The 20,731-nt window shown below is 72.4% G+C and carries 18 protein-coding genes; 5 read left to right on the top strand and 13 right to left on the bottom strand.

What is annotated here, in order from left to right:
* Nucleotides 1-73: 73 nt before the first annotated feature.
* The 12 genes from moeZ to ACWGJM_RS23935 all read right to left on the bottom strand — a co-directional run bounded on the left by moeZ (nt 74) and on the right by ACWGJM_RS23935 (nt 14,797).
* Complete coding sequence (gene moeZ / locus ACWGJM_RS23990) at nt 74-1,252, bottom strand: adenylyltransferase/sulfurtransferase MoeZ (RefSeq protein WP_361809735.1); 1,179 nt, start codon at nt 1,250-1,252, stop codon at nt 74-76.
* 63 nt (nt 1,253-1,315) lie between these two features.
* Entirely contained in the window at nt 1,316-2,092 is a 777-nt protein-coding gene (locus tag ACWGJM_RS23985; RefSeq protein WP_453413732.1) for a spherulation-specific family 4 protein, read from the bottom strand.
* The gene (locus ACWGJM_RS23980) at nt 2,080-3,030 is read right to left on the bottom strand and encodes an NAD-dependent epimerase/dehydratase family protein (protein WP_453413731.1); all 951 of its coding nucleotides are present in this window, start codon (nt 3,028-3,030) and stop codon (nt 2,080-2,082) included. The genes ACWGJM_RS23985 and ACWGJM_RS23980 overlap by 13 nt, the downstream gene beginning before the upstream one ends.
* Before the next feature lie 166 nt (nt 3,031-3,196).
* Nucleotides 3,197-4,489 carry a hypothetical protein gene (locus ACWGJM_RS23975; RefSeq protein WP_453413730.1) on the bottom strand — a complete coding sequence of 431 codons (1,293 nt, stop codon included), beginning with the start codon at nt 4,487-4,489 and terminating at the stop codon, nt 3,197-3,199.
* Nucleotides 4,486-6,177, bottom strand: coding sequence for a DUF3492 domain-containing protein (locus ACWGJM_RS23970; protein ID WP_453413729.1), 1,692 nt, complete (start codon nt 6,175-6,177; stop codon nt 4,486-4,488). Before ACWGJM_RS23970 ends, ACWGJM_RS23975 begins: the two co-directional genes overlap by 4 nt.
* 350 nt (nt 6,178-6,527) lie before the next feature.
* Nucleotides 6,528-8,120, bottom strand: coding sequence for a dipeptide ABC transporter ATP-binding protein (locus ACWGJM_RS23965; RefSeq protein WP_453413728.1), 1,593 nt, complete (start codon nt 8,118-8,120; stop codon nt 6,528-6,530).
* Nucleotides 8,117-9,115 (bottom strand): ABC transporter permease, encoded by a 999-nt coding sequence (locus tag ACWGJM_RS23960; RefSeq protein WP_453413727.1) that lies wholly within the window; start codon nt 9,113-9,115, stop codon nt 8,117-8,119. The genes ACWGJM_RS23965 and ACWGJM_RS23960 overlap by 4 nt, the downstream gene beginning before the upstream one ends.
* A complete protein-coding gene (locus ACWGJM_RS23955) occupies nt 9,112-10,104 on the bottom strand; it encodes an ABC transporter permease (RefSeq protein WP_453413726.1) in 993 nt (330 codons plus the stop codon). The genes ACWGJM_RS23960 and ACWGJM_RS23955 overlap by 4 nt, the downstream gene beginning before the upstream one ends.
* A gap of 4 nt (nt 10,105-10,108) precedes the next feature.
* Entirely contained in the window at nt 10,109-11,827 is a 1,719-nt protein-coding gene (locus tag ACWGJM_RS23950; protein ID WP_453413725.1) for an ABC transporter substrate-binding protein, read from the bottom strand.
* A gap of 185 nt (nt 11,828-12,012) precedes the next feature.
* Nucleotides 12,013-12,108, bottom strand: a complete 96-nt coding sequence (locus tag ACWGJM_RS23945; protein WP_453413724.1) for an Ms4533A family Cys-rich leader peptide — start codon at nt 12,106-12,108, stop codon at nt 12,013-12,015.
* Between the two features lie 56 nt (nt 12,109-12,164).
* A complete protein-coding gene (locus tag ACWGJM_RS23940) occupies nt 12,165-13,766 on the bottom strand; it encodes a DUF3152 domain-containing protein (protein WP_453413723.1) in 1,602 nt (533 codons plus the stop codon).
* A gap of 8 nt (nt 13,767-13,774) precedes the next feature.
* Nucleotides 13,775-14,797, bottom strand: coding sequence for an alpha/beta fold hydrolase (locus tag ACWGJM_RS23935; protein WP_453413722.1), 1,023 nt, complete (start codon nt 14,795-14,797; stop codon nt 13,775-13,777).
* 210 nt (nt 14,798-15,007) lie between these two features.
* Between ACWGJM_RS23935 and ACWGJM_RS23930 the strand changes: the two genes are divergently transcribed.
* The 4 genes from ACWGJM_RS23930 (at nt 15,008) to ACWGJM_RS23915 (ending at nt 16,903) form a co-directional block, all read left to right on the top strand.
* Entirely contained in the window at nt 15,008-15,235 is a 228-nt protein-coding gene (locus tag ACWGJM_RS23930) for a hypothetical protein (protein WP_453413721.1), read from the top strand.
* Nucleotides 15,236-15,417: 182 nt separating this feature from the next.
* A complete protein-coding gene (locus ACWGJM_RS23925) occupies nt 15,418-16,059 on the top strand; it encodes a TetR/AcrR family transcriptional regulator (protein ID WP_453413720.1) in 642 nt (213 codons plus the stop codon).
* 154 nt (nt 16,060-16,213) lie between these two features.
* Nucleotides 16,214-16,441 carry a DUF3107 domain-containing protein gene (locus tag ACWGJM_RS23920; protein WP_453413719.1) on the top strand — a complete coding sequence of 76 codons (228 nt, stop codon included), beginning with the start codon at nt 16,214-16,216 and terminating at the stop codon, nt 16,439-16,441.
* A gap of 192 nt (nt 16,442-16,633) precedes the next feature.
* Entirely contained in the window at nt 16,634-16,903 is a 270-nt protein-coding gene (locus tag ACWGJM_RS23915; protein WP_453413718.1) for a hypothetical protein, read from the top strand.
* A gap of 27 nt (nt 16,904-16,930) precedes the next feature.
* On the opposite strand, the gene ACWGJM_RS23910 is transcribed toward ACWGJM_RS23915, so the two are convergent.
* Nucleotides 16,931-17,677 carry a ferritin-like fold-containing protein gene (locus ACWGJM_RS23910; protein ID WP_453413717.1) on the bottom strand — a complete coding sequence of 249 codons (747 nt, stop codon included), beginning with the start codon at nt 17,675-17,677 and terminating at the stop codon, nt 16,931-16,933.
* A 495-nt stretch (nt 17,678-18,172) separates the two neighbouring features.
* On the opposite strand from ACWGJM_RS23910, the gene ACWGJM_RS23905 reads away from it, so the two are divergent.
* Nucleotides 18,173-20,656: a DEAD/DEAH box helicase gene (locus tag ACWGJM_RS23905; protein ID WP_453413716.1), complete on the top strand. Its 2,484-nt coding sequence runs from the start codon at nt 18,173-18,175 to the stop codon at nt 20,654-20,656.
* The last annotated feature ends 75 nt before the right edge of the window (nt 20,657-20,731 follow it).

The raw sequence follows: 20,731 nt of genomic DNA, 5'->3' as shown, positions 1-20,731 counted from the left end.
ACAGAAGCCCACGGCATCTGAGTTGGTCAGAGCCGCGGGCTTCCTCAGTCTGGCTGGTCAGCGAGGCCAGTGCTCAGTAGACCGGCTTGTCCGGTTCGATCTGGTTGACCCAGCCGATGACGCCGCCGCCGACGTGGACGGCGTCGGCGAAGCCGGCGGACTTCAGGACGGCGAGGACTTCCGCACTGCGGACACCCGTCTTGCAGTGCAGGACGATCTTCTTGTCCTGCGGGAGGCCCTCGAGGGCGGTGCCCATGAGGAACTCGTTCTTCGGGATCAGGCGGGCGCCGGGGATGGAGACGATCTCGTACTCGTTCGGCTCGCGCACATCGATGATCTCGATGTTCTCGCCGTCGTCGATCCACTCCTTGAGCTGCTTGGGAGTGATCGTGGCGCCGGCCGCCGCCTGCTGGGCCTCCTCGGAGACGACGCCGCAGAAGGCCTCGTAGTCGATGAGCTCGGTGACGGTCGGGTTCTCGCCGCAGACCGCGCAGTTCGGGTCCTTGCGGACCTTGACCTGGCGGTACTGCATCTCCAGGGCGTCGTAGATCATCAGGCGGCCGACCAGCGGCTCGCCGATGCCCGCGAGGAGCTTGATGGCCTCGTTGACCTGGATGGAGCCGATGGACGCGCACAGCACGCCCAGCACGCCGCCCTCGGCGCAGGAGGGGACCATGCCGGGGGGCGGGGGCTCCGGGTACAGGCAGCGGTAGCAGGGTCCGTGCTCGGACCAGAAGACCGAGGCCTGGCCGTCGAAGCGGTAGATCGAACCCCACACGTACGGCTTGTTCAGCAGTACGCACGCGTCGTTGACCAGGTAGCGGGTCGCGAAGTTGTCCGTGCCGTCGACGATCAGGTCGTACTGGCTGAAGATGTCCATCACGTTGTCGGCCTCGAGCCGCTCCTCGTGAAGGATCACGTTCACGTACGGGTTGATGCCCTTGACGCTGTCGCGCGCGGACTCGGCCTTGGAGCGGCCGATGTCGGACTGGCTGTGGATGATCTGGCGCTGCAGGTTCGACTCGTCGACCTCGTCGAACTCCACGATGCCGAGGGTGCCGACGCCCGCAGCGGCCAGGTACATCAGCGCCGGCGAGCCCAGGCCGCCGGCGCCCACACAGAGCACCTTGGCGTTCTTCAGCCGCTTCTGCCCGTCCATCCCGACGTCGGGGATGATCAGGTGGCGGGAGTACCTGCGGACCTCGTCTACGGTGAGCTCAGCAGCTGGCTCGACCAGGGGTGGCAGCGACACGGGGACTCCGTTGGTCGGTCAAACAGTACGGTTGTTCTTCGCGTAACACTGCCACGGCCTTTTTCATTCCGAGACACCCGTTCCGACACGCGAGACGATTTCGTCCCAGTAGCCGGGCATGCCCTCCCACGGGTCGACGTGGCAGCCGCGACTGCCAGGACCGCGGCGACCGCCGCGATCGGTGCGGTCGGTGAACCAGATGGTCGCCGCGCCCTGCCAGCGGGCGATGCGGAGCGCCTCGTCGAGGTGGCCGCGAGGCACGCCGTGCACGAAGTGGCAGAAGCGGTCGGGCGGGTAGTCGGCGGTCCACTCGGCGACCTGCGACCAGCGGTAGTCGCTCCAGGAGCCGGAGAAGGTCACCAACTGGTCGGCGTTCTCGGCGTATCCCGGACAGGGGTGGGTGCCGTGTCCGAGGACTATGTGGGCGTCGTCACGGATCGCGCGCAGCGTGCTCACCGTGCGACGGACCTCGCCGAGCGCGGTGCGCTCGGCGGGGCAGCGGTCCAGCAGGAAGCCGTCGACCTGGTACCAGTCGAGGAAGCGGTGCGCGTCCGCGACCAGTTCACCGAAGGCGCGGAGGCCGTACCTGGCGTCCAGGTGACCGAGGACGCGCACGCCCGCGTTGCGTAACCGCCCGGCCGCCTGGAGACAGTGCGGGTCGGGGCGGATGCCGGGGCCCTGGGCGACGTTGAGGACGACCCAGTGCAGGGGTGCGCCGGAGCGGGCCAGCGCGGCCCACTCGGCCGGGGCGACGAGGGGGTGGGCGTAGCCCGGGACGCCGAAGCCGGTGCGGATGCCGGTGGTCGCGGTGCCCGACCTGGTGCTGGTCAGATACGGCATGCCGCCTCCATCCAGATGTCGGCGAGGGACTCCTCGAGGTTGATCCGGGGGCGCCAGCCGAGCCGGTCGCGGGCGGTGCGCACATCGGCCTGCTGCCAGCTGCCGCAGCCGTCCGGGTACGGGTACGCGACCGGGGAGGCGTGGTCGGCGTCGGAGCGGGGGTGGCCGATGGCGGGCCGCAGCGGGCCGTCGAGCTCGTGCAGGGCACCACCGTACCCGGCCACCCGGGCGAGGACGGTGGCGGCGTCCCTCAGACGCACGGCACGGCCCGAGCCGATGTTGATGACTCCTTGCGCGGCGGACAGCGAGGCGGCGTGTACGGCGCGGGCGACATCGCGTACGTCGACGAAGTCCCGCTGGACGCCGAGGCCACCGAGCTTGAGTTCGCCGTCACCGGACTGCATGGCGCGGCGCATGGCCTCGGCGAGGCGACCGAGCGGGGAGCCGGCCGGGGTGCCGGGGCCGGCGGGCGAGAAGACGCGGAGCACGACGGCGTCGAGGCCGGAGCCGAGGACCAGTTCGGTGGCCGCGAGCTTGCTGACACCGTACGGGCCGCCGGGGCGGGGGACGGCGTCCTCGGCCGTGGAGGAGCCGGGCTGGCTCGGGCCGTACTCGGAGCCGCAGCCGATCTGCACCAGACGCGCGCCGCAGCCGCTGCGGCGCAGGGCCTCGCAGACGGTGGCGACCGCGACGGTGTTGTGCCGGGTGAGCTCGCGGGCGCCGCCGCGGGTGGCGCCCGCGCAGTTGACGACGACTCCGGGGTGGACCGCGTCGAGGAAACGGGTGAGGGCGCCGGGGCTGCCCGTCGCCAGGTCGAAGCGGACGTCGGCGTCGTCGCCGCGGCCGAGTGCGGTGAGCTGGACGGCCGGGTCGGCGAGCAGACGGTCGGCGACGAAGCGGCCGAGGTAGCCGTTGGCTCCGATCAGCAGGACTCTCATCGGGCCGCTCCCGGGGTGATCGCTCCGGCTGTTCCGGTGGCTCCGGACGCTCCGGGTCGGGAGGTGGTCATCTGGTGTTCTCCTTCGAGGGGGTGGTGCGGTTGCCTGCGGTTGCCCGCGGCGAACGGCAGGGCGCCTGGGCCTGGGTTCGTCATGCCTGGTCTTGTCATGGCTGGTCTCCCGTCCGGCCCTCCGCCGGCGCGTGGGCCGAGGCCCGGGTCAGGGTGCGGCTCGCGTGGACCAGCAGGGCCAGAGCCGCGGTCGCGCAGGCGAGGGTGGGCACGCTGCCCGGGCCCCAGGTGTCCACGAGCGACTCGACGGGAGCCGCCACGAGGGCGCACCCGGGCAGGCGGCCCGTGAGGTCCAGGGCGGAGGCCGCCGCCTCCGTCACGGCCGCGCCGGCCAGGACCAGCGCCGGGGCGTGGCGATGGCGGTGGACGGTGAGCAGGCGGGCGAGCAGGAGGAGGGCGCCCAGACTGAGGGTCTGGGGGTAGGCGGCGGGCTGGTGCAGGGCCGCGCTGCACAGGGCGAGCAGGGCCGTGAGGAGGGCCAGGAACAGGGCGAACGTGCCGAACAACGCCGGTCGGGTGGCGGCGGCGAACTCCTCCAGGCCGCGGCTGGCCGTGAGTCTGCGGTAGGCCCGCGCGGCGAACAGGTGGGCGCACCAGGCCGCCGGGGCGCAGCTCAGGAAGAGGGCCAGTACGGGCGCGGTGGCCAGGGGCCAGAGGCCGTCCGCGGTGCCGGTCGGCGGCTCGTCGGGGCCACCTTCCAGGACGGCTCGGAGCAGGCCGTCGCCGAGCAGGGCGTAGGCGAGGAGCCAGATGGTCGCCACGCGCGTGCGGGTCGCCGCGCGCCACGCGCGTGTGCCGGCCGACGTGCTCAGCGGGCCCCGGCGCAGTGCCGCACGCACCGCGAGGGCCACGGCGAGAAGACCCACGGCGGCGACCAGCAGGCGCGGCCGGCCATGGGTGAGGCGCAGGCCGGTCACCACCGCCGTACCGAGGGCGCCCGGCAGGAGGGTGAGCAGGGCCCAGTCGAGACGGGGCCGGGGAAGGGCGGCGGTGTCGGCGGGCGGGAGGTTGTCGCCGTCGCGGGACGCGCGCGCGAACATCTCCTCGGCGAGCGAGAACACGTCCCGGTGGCGAAAGCTCGCGGCGGTCCGGTCGGTGACGCCGTGCGCCTCGAGGCCTGCCGCGATCTCCAGCGGGTCCACGGCCCGCTCACACAGCTCGCGGTGACGGTGCATCAGCGCCTTGACCGGGTCGGCGGCGCCTCGGCGGGCAGCGGGCCCGGGGATGCCGCCGACTCCGTTCTTACGCCGGTCGGGGGCGTCGGGCCCGGGTCCCTGCGCCGCTCCCGGCGCCGGCCTCTTCCCCGCCGGCCACTCCTGCGACCGTGAGTCCCACGCGCCGGGGTTGTCGGGGGCTCCGGGGCGGTCCAGTTCGCCCAGGCCGCTCATCGCGCCGCCTCCGGCGCCGCCGGCCCCACGGCCCGCACCGGTGCGCGCGTCGCCCAGCCGGGGCCGCCGCGGGCCACGACGCGGGCCGTGGGGCCGGTCCAGCGACCGGGGACGCGGGCCTCGGCGGGGACGGCGAACGGGAGGGGTTCGCCGGTCTTGCCGGTGATCACGCGGCGTACGGGACAGCGCGAGACGATCTCCAGGTAAATGCTGTGAAATGCCGCGATGTTCTGCTCGACGGTGAAGAGTTCGAGCGCGCGGGCGCGGGCGGCGGCGCCCAGGCGCGCACGACGCTCGGGGTCGCGCAGCAGCGCCACGCACGCCTCGGCGAGCGCTCGCGGATTGCGTGGCGGCACGACCAGTCCGGTGCCGCCGACGGCCTCGACCACCGCCCCGACGTCCGTGGACACCGTGGGCCGGCCGCACAGCATGGCCTCGACCAGGCTGATCGGGAAGCCCTCGACGACGCTGGACAGGACGACGACGGCGCCCGCCGCGTAGGCGTCGGCGAGGGTCGGGGCCTCGGGACCGCCGATCTCCTCGAAGGAGACGGGGTTCTCGCCGACCGCGTGGGCGCCCTCCGCCTCGTCCGGGAAGAGCTGTGCGGCCAGCACCTCGCAGTGCCCCAGGTACGCCTGAGCCTCGGGTCCCGTCGCCGCGCCCACGATGCGCAGCCGTGCCCTGGGCTCGACCCTGCGCACCTCGGCGAAGGCGTGCAGCAGGGACACCAGGTCCTTGGCGGGGTCCACCCGGCCGACCCACACCAGCGTGCCGGGGTCGGCACGGTCCGGGGACTCGCCGACCTCCGCGAAGCGGGACGCCTCCATGCCCGGGTGGACGGTGCGGATCCTGACGCGGTCCGCGCCGCAGCGTTCCTGCCAGCGGCGGGCGTGCGCGTTGCCGGGCGTGATGATCGCGGCCCGCCGGTAGATCTCGGCGGCGAGCAGGCGGTGGAAGGAGGCGAGCAGGGCCCGTACGGCCGGGGCCGCGGTGCCGGGGCCGGAGGCCAGGTAGTGGGAGCGCAGTTGTACGCCGTACTCGGTGACCAGCAGCGGCACCCCGCAGAAGTGGCCGACGAGGAGTCCGGCCAGGGCCGCCGGGCCGCCGGTCGTGGCGTGGCACAGGTCTGCGGCGCCGAGGTCGTCGTCCTCGTACCAGTCGAGGGAGAGGGGGCGCAGGGCGCGTTCGAGGTGTGCGGCGACGGTGAGCAGTTCGGGGACGCGGGCCTCGCGCGCGGCGCGCAGGGCGCCGGGCGCGCGACAAGCGCGCTCCAGGGCACGTACGGCGGTTTCGGAGCGCAGCGCGCCGGGCAGTCCCCCCTCGTCGCGGGCGAGTTCGGCGAGTCCGTACAGCGCGCTGCCGAAACGGTCCGTCATGGCATGGGGCTCAGCATCCGAGGCCGCGCAGACCGCCCCCGCGAGTTCCTCGTAGCATTCGGCGAAGCGCCGACGTGCGCGTCGCCCGTGCACCGCCCCGTCGTCCTCGGCGGCCCACAGCGGTGCGGTTCGTACCCGGCTGACCTGCGGTGGAAGCGGGATCCAGCCCTCGTCCTCCTGCCGCTGGGTGCGGCTGAGCGCGTAGACGTCGAACTCGTGCTGCCCGAGCCCGCGCACGAGCCGGTCGCACCAGAGTCCGGCGTCACCGCTCACATACGGATAGCCACCCTCCGTCAGCAGTCCGATGCGCACGTGTGCACCCCCGATCATCTCCCGTCCGGGGAGCCGCCGTTGTGCCGACGGCTCGTAGCGGGACGAACGTATGCGGACAAGCCGGTGGCGGGGCGGGCCGGTGGGGGGGCCGCGCCCCCCAGGGGGGGCCCGGGGGCGCAGTGGGGCTGGGGTGCGGGGGCCCCCCCCCAACAAGCGCCGGCGGGGGCCGCGGCCTTGGGGCCGCGGGCTGTTGGGGGTACTATGGTTGGCGCACCCGGGGGGGGGGCCCGGGGGGGTGGGCCGCCCCCCCACCAAAAGGGGTGAACGGTCGTAACTTTCCCGTGCGGGTCGCGTTCTGTCGCGCTATGAGATCGCGTGGACGCGCACGGTCATGCCGCGGCGAGCTCCCGGCGGGCGGCCCGCCGCTCGGTCGCGACCCGGGGGTCCAGGGCGGGTACGGCGGCCAGCAGCTGCCTGGTGTACGGCTCCCGCGGGTTGTCGTACACCTCGTCGGCGGGTCCGGACTCCACGACCCGCCCGCGGCGCATCACCGCGACCCGGTCGCTCACCTGTCGTACGACGGCGAGGTCGTGCGCGACGAAGACCAGTGCGAGTCCGAGTTCGCGCTGAAGCTCGCCGAGCAGGGCCACCACCTGGGCCTGCGTGGTGACGTCGAGGGCGGAGACGGGCTCGTCGCAGACGATGACGCGCGGTTCGGCCGCGAGCGCCCGCGCGATGCCCACGCGCTGGCGCTGTCCGCCGCTGAACTCGTGCGGGTAGCGGTCGTAGTGCGCTCCTTCGAGTCCCACGCGCTCCAGAAGTTCCGTCACGCGCCCCCGGATGCGCCCCTCGTCCCGATCGCCACGCGCGCGGAGCGGGTCGGCGATGGACTCGCCCACGCTGCGGCGGGGGTTGAGGGAGGAGACGGGGTCCTGGAAGACCATCTGCACGGCCGGGTTCACGCCGCCGACCGCACGGCCCTCGAAACGGACCCCGCCCGCCGTCGGCTCCAGCAGCCCGACCAGCATGCGCCCGAGCGTCGTCTTGCCGCTGCCGCTCTCGCCCACGATGCCGAGGGTCTCGCCCCGGCGGACGGTCAGCGACACGTCGTCGACGGCCGTGACCGCCCCCTTGCCGCGCCCGAACGCGCGCCGGAGGCCGGTCGCCTCCAGGACGACGTCCTCGGTCGCCCGCGAGGCGGCACGCGGCGCGTCCACGCGCGGCACCGCGCCGAGCAGCTCCCGGGTGTACGGCTCGCCCGGCGCTCCCAGAACGGTGCCGGCCGGCCCGTGCTCGACCGCCTTGCCGTGCCGCATGACCAGCACCTCGTCCACGCTCTCGGCGGCCACGCCGACGTCGTGGGTGACGAGGAGGAGCCCCATGCCGGTCTCCTCGCGCAGGGTGTGCAGCAGGTCGAGGATCTGGGCCTGCACGGTCACGTCCAGCGCGGTGGTCGGCTCGTCGGCGATGAGCAGCTCCGGCTCGCAGGCGAGCGCCATGGCGATCAGGGCGCGCTGGCGCATGCCGCCGCTGAACTCGTGCGGGCGCGAGCGGGACCGCCGTGCCGCGTCCGGGATTCCCACCCGGTCGAGGACCTCGACGGCACGCGCGCGTGCGGCCCGTCGTGACACGCGCGTGTGCACGCGGTGCACCTCGGCGATCTGGTCGCCGATCGCGTAGTACGGGTCGAGCGAGGACAGCGGGTCCTGGAAGACCATGGCGGCCTTCGCCCCGCGCAGCCGCCGGAGCTCCTCGTCGGAGGCGCCCTGTACGTCGGTGCCGGCGACGTGGACCGAGCCGCCGACCCGGGCTCCCGTGCCGCGGTGCAGGCCCAGCAGGGCGCCGGCGACCGTGGACTTGCCGGAGCCGGACTCGCCGACCAGGGCGAGGGCGGCGCCGGGCTCCAGGCGGAACGACAGCCCGTCCACGGCCCTGAGGGACCCGAACTCGACGCTCAGGTCCGTCACTTCCACCAGGCTCATGCGAGCACCACCCGTCGGTCGGCCACCGCGTACAGCACGTCCGCGGCGGCGTTGGCGAGGACCACGAAGAAGCCGACGACCAGGACCATGCCGACGACCACCGGCAGGTCGACGACGTTCACCGCGTGCACCAGCTCCTGGCCGATGCCGGGCAGGCCGAACAGGGTCTCGGTGAGGACCGCGCCGCCGACGGCCGAGCCGAAGTTGTTGGCGTTCAGCGCGATGACGGGCGCCAGCGCGCCGCGCAGCGCGTGCCGTCCGACGATCGACCGCTCCCCCACGCCGTACGCGCGGAAGGTGCGGATGTGGTCCTCGGCGAGCGTCTCCAGCATGGCCGCCCTGGTGAGGCGCGCGAACGCGGCGGCCTCGATCAGGGCCAGCGAGAGCCAGGGCAGCAGCAGGTTCCACGCCCACTGCTCGGCGTCGTCGGTGAACTGCACGTACTGCGGGAAGGGCAGCAGCTGTAGTTCGCCACAGACGACGATCATCAGGATCAGGCCGATGACGAAGACCGGCGTGGCCCAGCCGGCCAGGGTCAGGGCGGTCAGCACCCGCTCGGTGAGCCGGCCGCGCCGCCACGCGGAGAGGATGCCGGTGCCGACCCCGAGGACGAGCCACAGCACCATCGCGCCGAGCACGAGCGACAGGCTGACCGGGAGTTTCGTCAGGATGATGTCGGTGACCTGCTGGTCGCTCTGGTAGGACAGCCCGAGGCAGGGTGCCGGGCAGTGCGCCACGGACGTTCCCGTCGAGTAGTCCTGGCCCGCGACGATTCCCAGCAGGAAGTGCCAGTAGCGCACGTACAGCGGGTCGTCGAGCTTCAGCTGCTGGGCGACCTGGTGTACCTGCTCCGGCGAGCAGCGCGGGCCGCAGGTGATCTGGGCGACGTTGCCGGGGGTGACGTAGAAGACGACGTAGACGATCACCGAGAGGACGAACAGGGTGACCAGGGCGCCGGCGGCGCGGCGCAGGACGAATCCTCCGAAGCCGTTCATGCCTTGGCCTCCCGCTTGCGGCCGGTGCCGACGCGCAGCCGCGAGGCCGCGCGCGGGTCGAGGGCCGTGCGCACGCCGTCGCCGAGGACGGTGAGGGCGAGGACGGTGACGAACAGCGAGCCGGCGGGCAGCAGCAGGTACTGCGGTGCCGCCTGGTACCAGACGTCGGCGGCGGTGAGCATCTGTCCCCAGGAGGGTGTCGGCGGCTTCACGCCGACACCGAGGAAGGACAGGGCCGCCTCGATGGAGATGTTCGTGGGGACGAGCAGCGCCGCGTAGGTGATGACGGGTGCGGCGAGGCCCGGCAGGAGTTCCCGGCGGGCGATGCGCCAGGTGCCCCAGCCGCTCAGCCGGGCGGCGGAGACGTAGTCGAGCCCCTTCAGGGTGAGTGTCTGGGCGCGCGTGATCTTCGCGATGTTGCCCCAGGAGATGAGGCCGATGACCAGGGTGACCAGGACCGGCCGCGGGAAGCTGGAGGGGACGATCGCGAGCAGCGCCAGCGACATGATCATCAGCGGCATGGAGACGAAGACGTCGGTGGCCCGGCTCAACAGTTGATCAACCCACCGGGTGCCGAGCGCGGACGCGATACCGATCGTGACGCCGAGGACGACCTGCACCACCGTCGCCGCCAGCGCGACCCCGAGGGACACCCGCGCCCCGTACACCAGCCGCGCGAACAGGTCGCGTCCGGTCTGTGGTTCGACGCCCAGCCAGTGGTCGCCGCCGACCCCGCCGAACGAGCCGACGGGCACGCCCCCGCGCGCGGAGTCGATCAGGGACGGGTGGTACGTGGTCGGGTCCTGGCCCTCGATCGCGGTGAGCAGCGGCGCGGCGAGCGCGACCAGGACGAGCAGCGCGACGACGACGGCCGCGACGAGGGCGGCGCGCTGCTCCCGCAGCCGCCGCCAGAACTGACGGGCCCCCGAGACCGCCGGGACGGAGGTGTCCGTCCCGGCGGTCTCGACGGCGACAAGTGCCTCGCTCACGGTGCTACTTCACCGCGACCTGGGAGATGTCCAGGACGCCGGTCCAGTCGCTGATCACGACGTTCTTGATGTCCTTGCCGACCAGGCGCTTGTAGACGGGGTGGAAGAGCGGCACGGTCAGCGCCTGCTCGCCGATCTTCTTGTCCAGTGCGCCCCACCGCTTGGCGGCAGCGTCAAGGTCCGTCAACTTGTTGATCGCGTCAATCTCGGCATTGACCGACTTGTCGTTCAGCAGGCCGCTGTTGAAGTTCGCGCCGTCCTTGACGATCTGCCGGCCGTCGAAGATCGGGGCGAGGAAGGGGCCGCCGGAGGGCCAGTCGGCTCCCCAGTGGGCGAGGAAGAAGCCGGGCTCGGTCTTCACGCCGTGGATCTTGTCCCGGTAGTCGTTCTCCTCCAGGCCCTGGAGCTTGACCGTGATGCCGGCCTTCTTGAGCGCGTCCTGGACGGCGGTCGCGATCTCCGGGCTGGTCTCGAAGTCCTTGCTGTTGGAGTGGGTGAGGGTCACCGTGATGCCGTTCGGGTGACCGGCCTCCTTCAGCAGCTCCTTGGCCTTCGCCGCGTTGCCGGTCTTCCCGGCCGGGAAGAGGTCGTACGGCGTGTAGCCGAAGGACTTCTGGTCGGGCAGGAAGGTGGTCGCGGGCTCGGCGAGCGCCGAACCGCCCGCCGCGTTGACGACGGACGACCGGTCGATGGCGTAGGAGATCGCCTGGCGCACCTTGGCGTTGTCGAACGGCTTGACCGTCGGGTTGAACGCGATGTAGTTCGTGTAGCCGAAGTGACCGGTGCCCACGCGCGCGGCCAGTTCCTTGTCGCCGGTCACCTTGGCGAGTTCGGCCGGGCCGAGGTTGGTGTCGGTGGTGACCGCGGCGGCGTCCGTACCCTGGGACGCGGCCAGCCGCTGGTTGATCACCGAGGAGTCGAGCCCGGAGCGTACGTCGACCTTGTCCGGGTAGGCCTTGCGCTCCGGGTCCGTCGCCGACGACCAGTACGTGTTGCGTTCCAGGACCAGGTGCTCGCCGTCGTTCTCGTTCTTGACGACCTTGTACGGCCCCGAGGAGACGGGGTGCTCCTCGTACTTGGTGCCCGTGTCCTTGGTCTTGGGGACGGGCGTGAACTGCGTCTGGGTGGCCAGGTACGGGAACTCGCCCTCGGGCTTGTTCAGATGGAAGACGATGGTCCGGCTGTCCGGCGTCTCGATCGCCGACAGGCCCTTCTTGTCCTTGTAAGGCCCCTGGTAGTCGGCGGCGCCGACCAGCCAGTCCCTCAGGTAGGGGGCGCCGCCGGAGAGTTCGGGGGCGAAGGAGCGCTCGATGCCGTACTTGATGTCGGCCGAGGTGATCGGGGTGCCGTCCTCGTACTTGAGGCCCTTCTTCAGGGTGTACGTCCACACGGTCGCGTTCTTGCTGGGGCGCCCGGTGTCGGTGGCCAGGTCGGGGACGACCTTGGCGCCGGCCGCGCCGTTCTCGCGGTTGCGGGTGGTGAGTGTGCGGAAGACGAGGGAGGGGACGTTGCCGCCGCCGGAGGTGTACAGGCGGGCGGGGTCGAAGTCCGTCTGCGCCTCGGAGTTCAGGACCGTGAGGGTGCCGCCCTTGTGGGGCGTGGAGTCACCACCGGAGGCCTTGGCATCGTTGTCCTTCGGCCCGCAGGCGGCGGCGCCCGCTGCCACGACCAGGCTGACGGATGCCGCGGCCACGCGGCGCGCTATGAGGGACGGTTGACGCATCGGAGTGACGACCTCTCGGTTGGCTTGTCGGCTGTCTCCCGAGTCCTCTTGGATGGTGAGACAGGTGGACGAGGAGTGAGACGAAAATGAACAGACGTCTGCTCCGGCGCCGGGTCGTCGAAAAGGCCGTGACCACATCACGGGGAAAGCGGTGAGAATCGCGACGCGAACGCCAGGAGGCGGCGTCAGCGACAGTGGATGTCGGCCACGCAGAGCGCGGTCACGCCGAAGAGCGCCAGCTCGATGGCGGCGCTGCTGTCGACGGCATGACTAGACCACATGCGCAGAAATATGAACGAACTTCCGGCGCGTGTCAATGTGAGGTAAGCGCTGCCTGTCAACTCCTGGGATAAGGCCAGGGGTTGGGCAGACAGTGGATGCCGTCGTGGTTCAGGAACTTGGTCTGCTGCTGCATCACCGGGGCCAGCTCGCCGTTCTTGTCGCAGGTGACATGGCCGTAGCCGAGCCGGTGGCCGACCTCGTGGTTGATGAGCATCTGGCGGTAGGCGTGGATCTCGTCGCCGTACGTCTTCGAGCCCTGTGCCCAGCGATAGGCGTTGATCATCACGCGTTCGGTGGCGGCCGAGTCGCAGGAGACGTTGTCCTCCGTGGTGTCCAGGCCGGACTTGGCGCACCATGTGGCGGTGGTGCCGGGGCTGGCGAGGGTGATGACGAAGTCGGGCTTGCCGGAGTGGACGCGCTCGAAGGTACGGGCGCCGTCGTGGGCCCAGCTGCGGTCGTCGTTGAGCGTCTTCTGCACGGCCTCGGCGAAGAGCTCGCCGTCCAGGCCGAGTCCCTGCTCGATGTCCACACGGTAGGTGTACTTGCGCCCCATGCCGGGCGCCTTGGCCGCACCGGGGACCGCGTCGAACTTCCCCGGACCCTTCAGGGTGGCGCCGAGCGGGTACTTCTCGGCCATCTTCTGGTCGTACGTCAGTGTCGCCGCATTCGGGGATCCGGAAGGCGTCGGCCGGTCGTCCCCGCGCGAGGCGGAGTCGCGGGCGTCACGGGACCCGTCGGTGGCGGACCGGGACTGTGCGGCACTGTCGTCCTGGCCGTCGGTGATCTGCCCGGCCACGATCACCGCCAGCACGGTGGTGACGGCGGCCGCCGCGATACCGGTGAAGGTCCGCCCCTTGATCCTCTTGGTCTGCGTGGACTCACCGGTCGCGGATGCCTCGTCGTCCGCGCCGGTGGTCCCGGGTGCCCGGGTCGGCGCGGGAACGTACGACTCCGTGCGCCGCGTGCCGACTCCCGACCGCGGTGCGAAGACGTCGTCGTCCTCGTCGGGCCCGCCGTCGAAGGCGTCCAGGTACTCCTTCCGGGGCCCGCCGGGAACCTTCCGCCGCTGCCGCGGCACGGCGGCTCCGGGCCCGGCCGCGCCGGAGCGCGCCTCCCGGCCGCCGTCACCCCGGTCCGCGAACTCGCCCCAGCCACCGCCGGGTTCCCGCTGCTCGGGGTGGCCGCCACGGGCCTGGGGTACGCCGTGGTCGGGGGTGGCACCGGGAAAACGGGGCACGCCACCGGCCGGAGTGCCGTCCTGTGTACGGGGCACGTCACGCGTCTGAGTACCGTCCTGCATACGTGGCATACCACGCGCCGGAGTGCCGTCCTGCATACGCGGCACACCGCGCGCCGGAGTGCCGTCAGGCATACGAGGTACACCCCGAGCGGGCGTGCCCTGAGCGGGCGTCCCGCCGGGGCCGCGCGGCACGCCGTGCCCCGGTCCCTCGTCCACCGGCGCCCGGCGCTGTCCCGGCACCGGTACGGGACCGGGACCCGGCCGGCCGCCCGGCATCACCCCCGGAGCCGCTCCCGGCTCGCGCCCGTCCCGGGCAGCGCCCTGCCCGGGGCGGCTCCCGCCGGAGGTCTGTGCGGTTGTGGCCGCGGAGCCGGAGTCACCCTTGGGTGCCTTCCCGCGGCGGCTGTGGCGTCCCACGTCGCCCCTCAGCCCCCCGCACCCGTGACGGCGGAGCCGCCCGCACCGGCGGCATCCGGGCCGCCCTCGAGTACCAATTCGCCCACCTGGGTGAGAAGTTCCCGGAAGGCCCCGGCCACCGTGTCCGGGTACTCCATCATCGCCACGTGTCCGGCGTCCGGCAGGGACAGCAGACGGGAGTCACGGAAGGTACGGGCCGCCTTCCGGGCCATGCGGTAGCCGACCAGCTGGTCACGGCCGCCGTAGATCAGGAGCGTCGGGGCGAGGACACGTTCGGCCTGGCGCCAGAGACCGTGCTGGCCGCCGAGTGTGTAGGCGTTGACGATCCCGCGCGCGGAGCGCGTCATGGCGTCCCAGAAGTACGGCAGCCGCAGCCGCCGCTCCAGTTCCTCCACGGCGTGCCGGAACGCCTCGGGCGACACCCGCCCGGGGTCGCCGTAGCACAGGGCCGTGACGCCCCGGACGCGCTGCTCGGCCGTCCACTCCTTGGTGAAGCGGGTGAAGAGCGCGGCCACGCCTGGCACGCCCAGCAGCGCCGTCGGCACCGCCGTCCGCTGCACGCGCAGTTCGGGAAGCGCGGGCGAGACCAGCGTGAGGGTGCGGACGAGATCGGGACGCACGGCGGCCACGCGCGTGGTGACCGCGCCGCCCAGGGAGTTGCCGAAGAGGTGGACCGGGCCGCGGCCGGTCGCGTCGAGATAGCGGATGACCGCGCGCGCGTGTCCGGTGACGGAGTAGTCGCCGTCGTCCGGCGGCGGGGAGTCCCCGAAGCCCGGCAGGTCGACCGCCTCGCTGTCGACGACTCCGTCGAGCTCCAGCATCAGCGCCGACCAGTTCTGCGAGGAACCGCCGAGCCCGTGCACGTACAACGCGGGCGGCAGCCCCTCGCGCGCGGGTGGCCTCGACCGGACCGTCAGCGTGACCCCCGGCAGACCCACCGACCTGAGCCGCTCGCCCTCCGCGACCCTCACGGGCGACACCCTTGGCAGGACGCTCGCGGCCGGCACGGACGGCAACTCGGTCGAAGACATGCGGCAATGTTACGAGACGATCACGTAGTGGTTCATGTGTTCGCCGTCACAGAGTGGAACGTTCCCCACCGGTGAGTCGGCCGATGAGCCGCACAACGATCGGGGGCACATGGCATAGCGTCCGCATCGGGTGTCTCCTACGCTCATACAAAGGGCACCCGAATGTGGCCCCTGCTGCTTCCGGGGACGTACGTAGGAAGGGAGCCCATCATGGCCTATGACCCCAGCGATCCCGAGACGTTTCAGGAACTCGAGACCGAGGACGACCTGACGGAGACCGACGTCGAGGCCCCCGAGGTCGACGCCGCCGAGCAGCACGCGGACCTCGCCCCGGACCACGACGACCCCCTCACGGAGGTGGACCCGGACCGGGCGAACGAGGCCGATCTCATCGAACAGGCGCGGGTCGTCTCCCTCGACGAGGACGACTATCGCTGACCGCCGGCCGGCCATCGCTGACCAGGCAGGCGGCGACCTGCCCGGCTTTGTGGTTGTCCGTACGGCTTTCGCTGTCGTCCGGTACGTGAAATTCTGCGCTCTCACCGCGCACAGCACGGTTACCGAAAAGTACGATGGCCGCGCGGCGCACACCGCATGTGGACGTGATTTTGGGAGGCGGCGTGACAGCCATCGAGCAGACAGAGGCGGCACGCCCGCGGGGCACTCGCCTGCCGCGCCGTGCCCGCCGGAACCAGCTCCTGGGTGCCGCCCAGGAGGTCTTCGTGGCCCAGGGCTACCACGCGGCCGCCATGGACGACATCGCCGAGCGCGCCGGCGTCAGCAAGCCGGTGCTCTACCAGCACTTCCCGGGCAAGCTGGACCTCTACCTCGCCCTGCTGGACCAGCACTGCGAGTCGCTGATCCAGTCCGTACGGCACGCGCTCGCGTCGACGACCGACAACAAGCAGCGCGTGCGGGCGACGATGGACGCCTACTTCGCGTACGTGGAGGACGACGGCGGCGCCTTCCGCCTGGTCTTCGAGTCGGACCTGACGAACGAGCCCGCGGTGCGCGAGCGCGTCGACAAGGTCACGAACGAGTGTGCCGAGGCGATCTGCGATGTGATCGCCGAGGACACGGGCCTGTCGCGGGCCGAGTCGATGCTGCTGGCCTCCGGCCTCGGCGGGCTCGCCCAGGTGGTGGCGCGCTCCTGGCTGCACAGCGACCGCAGCGTCCCGCGCGACCAGGCGGTGCAGCTGCTGGCCTCGCTGGCCTGGCGGGGCATCGCGGGCTTCCCGCTGCACGGCACCGACCACCACTGAGCACGCGCGCGTGGCGGGCGCGAGAGGTTTGTTCCCGCCCGCTGTTCGCTCCTGGCGTTCTTGCGCTGAACATGGACGTCCCCTCACCGGGCTAATGTGTGCTGGGTACGGCGCGGAAGGTCGCGCACTCACTGACCGTCGGAGGGACATAGCCGTGGAGGTCAAGATCGGCGTGCAGCACGCGCCCCGCGAGATCGTTCTGGAGAGCGGTCAGAGCGCGGAGGAGATCGAGCGCGTGGTGGCCGAAGCGCTGGCCGGAAAGGCGCAACTGCTGAGCCTCGAGGACGAGAAGGGACGCAAGGTCCTGGTCCCGGCGGACCGCTTGGCGTACGTCGAGCTCGGCGAGCCGGCCGTCCGGAAGGTGGGTTTCGGCCCGCTGTAGTCCGTACGCGGAAGACGTCCTACGCACCGGGAAGGGGCCCGGCGGCAGTTCGCCGCAGGGCCCCTTCCCGTGTCCGGACCCGCTCCACAAAGGGAGCACAAGTCATCCACAGGGGAGGATTGCATTCCGCAGGTCACGGGTATGACGGGCTACGACCGTCCAGCGCAGCCGGCCACGTGGGAGGGACCCGCAATGATCTTGGAAGCTCTCGGCTCCGCCTTGCTCGGTCTGGCGCTGGCCTGGGCCGCGGTGCACCGGCTCGCCCACCGGCTGCCCGCCCGCGCCCTGGTGTTGGGTACGGGCGTCGCCGGAGCTCTCTTCGGTGACTTCGTCACCCACAGCGCGCTGGGTCCCGGCACCGTACTGCCGAGCCTGCTCGGCGCGGCGGCCGTCTCCGCGGCGTCGCTCTCGCTGCTGCTGCGCCCGGCCGGCCGCCTGCGCCGACGATCAGCGACGGCGTAGGGGCGTCCGCCCCCGCCCCACGAAGCGCTACGCCGCCAGGCCCAGCGCTGCCATCCGCTTGGTGTGGGCCTCGGTGATGCGGGAGAACATCCTGCCGACCTCGGCGAGGTCGAAGCCGTCCGCCACGCCACCGACGAGCATCGTGGACAGGGCGTCCCGGTCGGCGACGACCCGCTGGGACTGCGACAGGGCCTCCCCCATCAGACGCCGCGCCCACAGGGCGAGCCGGCCGCCCACGCGCGGGTCCGCGTCGATGGCGGCGCGCACCTTCTCCACCGCGAAGCCGGCGTGCCCGGTGTCGTCGAGCACGGCCAGCACCAGCTCGCGGCTGTCGGAGTCGAGGCGGGCCGCGACCTCCCGGTAGAAGTCGCTGGCGATCGAGTCGCCGACGTACGCCTTGACCAGGCCCTCCAGCCAGTCCGAGGGCGCGGTCTGCTTGTGGAAGCCGTCGAGTGCCGCGACGAACGGCTCCATGGCGACGGTCGGTTCCGCGCCGATCTCGGTGAGCCGGTCCCGCAACCGCTCGAAGTGGTGGAACTCCGCCGACGCCATCTTCGCCAGCTCCGCCTTGTCCTCCAGCGTGGGCGCCAGCTTGGCGTCCTCCGCGAGACGCTCGAACGCCGCGAGCTCCCCGTAGGCGAGCGCGCCGAGCAGGTCCACGACCGCGGCGCGGTACTGCGGGTCGGTGGAGGCCTTGGCCCAGTCCTGGGCGGCGACGCCGGTGTGTTCGGCGGTGGCGTTGTCAGGCTTGTCAGAGCTCGTCATGAAGCGCACAATAGCCCGCTCGCCGCCTGGATGAAGCCCCTGCTCAACCACTGTGACGACGACTACGTGACCAAATCGGCCATCACATGTGCACGATTCCGGGGTATGGTGGTAATGCGCCTGCTGGGTGGGTCGAGAGTGCTCGACGTGCCGCGACAGGCCGCACGCATGAGGATGCCCGGTCGGTGGCCCGATCGGCTCCGACCCGACAGCCCTCCCCGGCCGTACGCCACCGTGCGTACGACGACCGGAGGGACACCCTCAGCGGTACGAGCGCTAGAGCGTCGGCAGAGGTCCCGTGCCATACGGCTTGCCCGAGCGGTTTGCCCGTACGGCAGCCGACGTCCCCCGGCATGGTCCGACACGACCCCCGCGCTCGCCTCGCGCCGCACACACAGAAGAGGCAGCACCCTGACTACGACGTTTCGTGAACTCGGAATCCTTCCCGAGACCGCCGAGGCCCTGGAGGCCGTCGGCATCACCACTCCCTTCCCCATCCAGGAGATGACACTCCCCGTCGCCCTCTCGGGCACGGACGTCATCGGCCAGGCCAAGACCGGCACCGGCAAGACGCTGGGCTTCGGCCTTCCGCTCCTCGAGCGCGTGACCGTCCCCGCCGACGTGGAGGCGGGCCGCGCCCAGCCCGAGGCCCTCACCGACGCCCCGCAGGCGCTCGTCGTCGTCCCCACGCGCGAGCTGTGCACGCAGGTCACCAACGACCTGCTGACCGCGGGCAAGGTGCGCAACGTGCGCGTCACCGCGATCTACGGCGGCCGGGCCTACGAGCCCCAGGTGGAGGCCCTGAAGAAGGGCGTCGACGTGGTCGTCGGCACCCCGGGCCGGCTGCTCGACCTGGCCGGCCAGAAGAAGCTGGACCTGAAGCACATCAAGAGCCTGGTCCTCGACGAGGCCGACGAGATGCTCGACCTGGGCTTCCTGCCCGACGTCGAGAAGATCATCAACATGCTTCCGGCCAGGCGGCAGACCATGCTGTTCTCGGCGACCATGCCGGGCGCGGTCATCGGCCTCGCGCGCCGCTACATGTCCCAGCCCACCCACATCCGCGCCACCGCGCCGGACGACGAGGGCTTCACGGTCGCGAACATCAAGCAGTTCGTCTACCGCGCCCACTCCATGGACAAGCCGGAGATGATCGCCCGCATCCTCCAGGCCGACGGCCGCGGACTGGTGATGATCTTCTGCCGCACCAAGCGCACGGCGGCCGACATCGCCGAGCAGCTCCAGCGCCGCGGGTTCGCCTCCGGCGCGGTCCACGGCGACCTCGGCCAGGGCGCCCGCGAGCAGGCGCTGCGCGCCTTCCGCAACGGCAAGGTGGACGTCCTCGTCTGCACCGACGTGGCCGCGCGCGGCATCGACGTCGAGGGCGTCACCCACGTCATCAACTACCAGTCCCCCGAGGACGAGAAGACGTACCTGCACCGGGTCGGCCGTACGGGCCGCGCGGGCGCGAAGGGTACGGCGATCACGTTCGTCGACTGGGACGACATCCCGCGCTGGCAGCTGATCAACAAGGCGCTGGAGCTGGACTTCAACGACCCGGTGGAGACGTACTCGAGCTCCCCGCACCTGTTCTCGGACCTCGGCATCCCCGAGGGCACCAAGGGCGTCCTGCCGCGCTCGGAGCGTACGCGCGCCGGGCTGGACGCGGAGGAGCTGGAGGACCTGGGCGAGACCGGTGGCCGCGGTGCACGCGGTCGCGGTGGCCGGGGTGGACGCGGTGACGCCCGTGGCGGGGACACCCGTGGCGGGGACACCCGTGGCGGGGACACCCGTGGCGCCGAGCGCGAGCGTCCGGCGCGTACGCCGCGCCGTCGCCGCCGCACGCGCGGCGGGACCCCGCTGGACTCCGCGGCCGGCACGGCGCCGGTGGACACCGCGTCGCCGGCCGCCGAAGCGGTCACGGCGGAGGAGAGCACCGCGCCGCGCACGCTGCGCCGCCGTCGCCGTACGCGCGGCGGGGCTCCGGCTGAGGCGGCCCCGGCCGTCGCGGCCGCCGAGACCGTGGTGGCCGAGGTCGCGCCGGCCGCGGAGGCCGTCGTCGCGACGGCGGAGGGTGAGGCCACGGCCGACGCCGCCGAGAAGCCGCGCCGCCGCCGCACCCGCAAGTCGGCGGAGCCGGTCGTCGCCCCGGCCGAGGCAGCGCCCGCGGTCGAGGCCGAGGTGACCCCCGTCGTGGAGACGCCGGAGGAGAAGCCGCGCCGGACCCGCACCCGCAAGACGGCGGCCCCCGCCGAAGCCACGGTCGACACCGCCGAGGCCACCGAGGCCAAGCCGCGTCGCCGCACCCGCAAGGTGACGGCTGCCGCCGAGGCCGCGGTCGACACAGCCGAAGCCACCGAGGCCAAGCCCCGCCGCACCCGCAAGACCGCGGCCACCCCGGCAACCGCGGCGACCACCACCGAAGCCCCCGCAGACGCGGAGGCCGAGGCCAAGCCCAAGGCACGCCGCACCCGCAAGGCGACGGCCCCCGCCGAAGCGGCGGTCGACACCGCCGAAGCCACCGAGGCCAAGCCCCGCCGCACCCGCAAGACCGCGGCCACCCCGGCAACCACGGCCTCCACCACCGAAGCCCCCGCAGACACGGAGGCCGAGGCCAAGCCCAAGGCACGCCGCACCCGCAAGGCGACGGCCCCCGCCGAAGCCGCGGTCGACACCGCCGAAGCCACCGAGGCCAAGCCCCGCCGCACCCGCAAGACCGCGGCCACCCCGGCAACCACGGCGACCACCACCGAAGCCCCCGCAGACGCGGAGGCCGAGGCCAAGCCCAAGGCACGCCGCACCCGCAAGGCCGTCGCCGAGATCCCGGCGCAGGCCGGCGGCGAGGAGCCGGAGGTCAAGCCGCGGCGCCGTACGCGCAAGACGGCCGAGGCGGCGGTGGACACGGCCGAGGCCACGGAGGCCAAGCCGCGCCGCACCCGCAAGGCCGTGGCGACCGCGGCGGCCACCGCCGAAGCTCCGGAGGCCTGATCCGGCCTCCGGCAACCGGCAACCGGAGCGGCACGCGACGCAGCACCCTACGGCCCGGCCCACCTCGTGTGGGCC

It is taken from the genome of Streptomyces sp. NPDC054834 (assembly GCF_053611185.1).
This window is presented reverse-complemented; position numbering and strand designations above follow the sequence as displayed.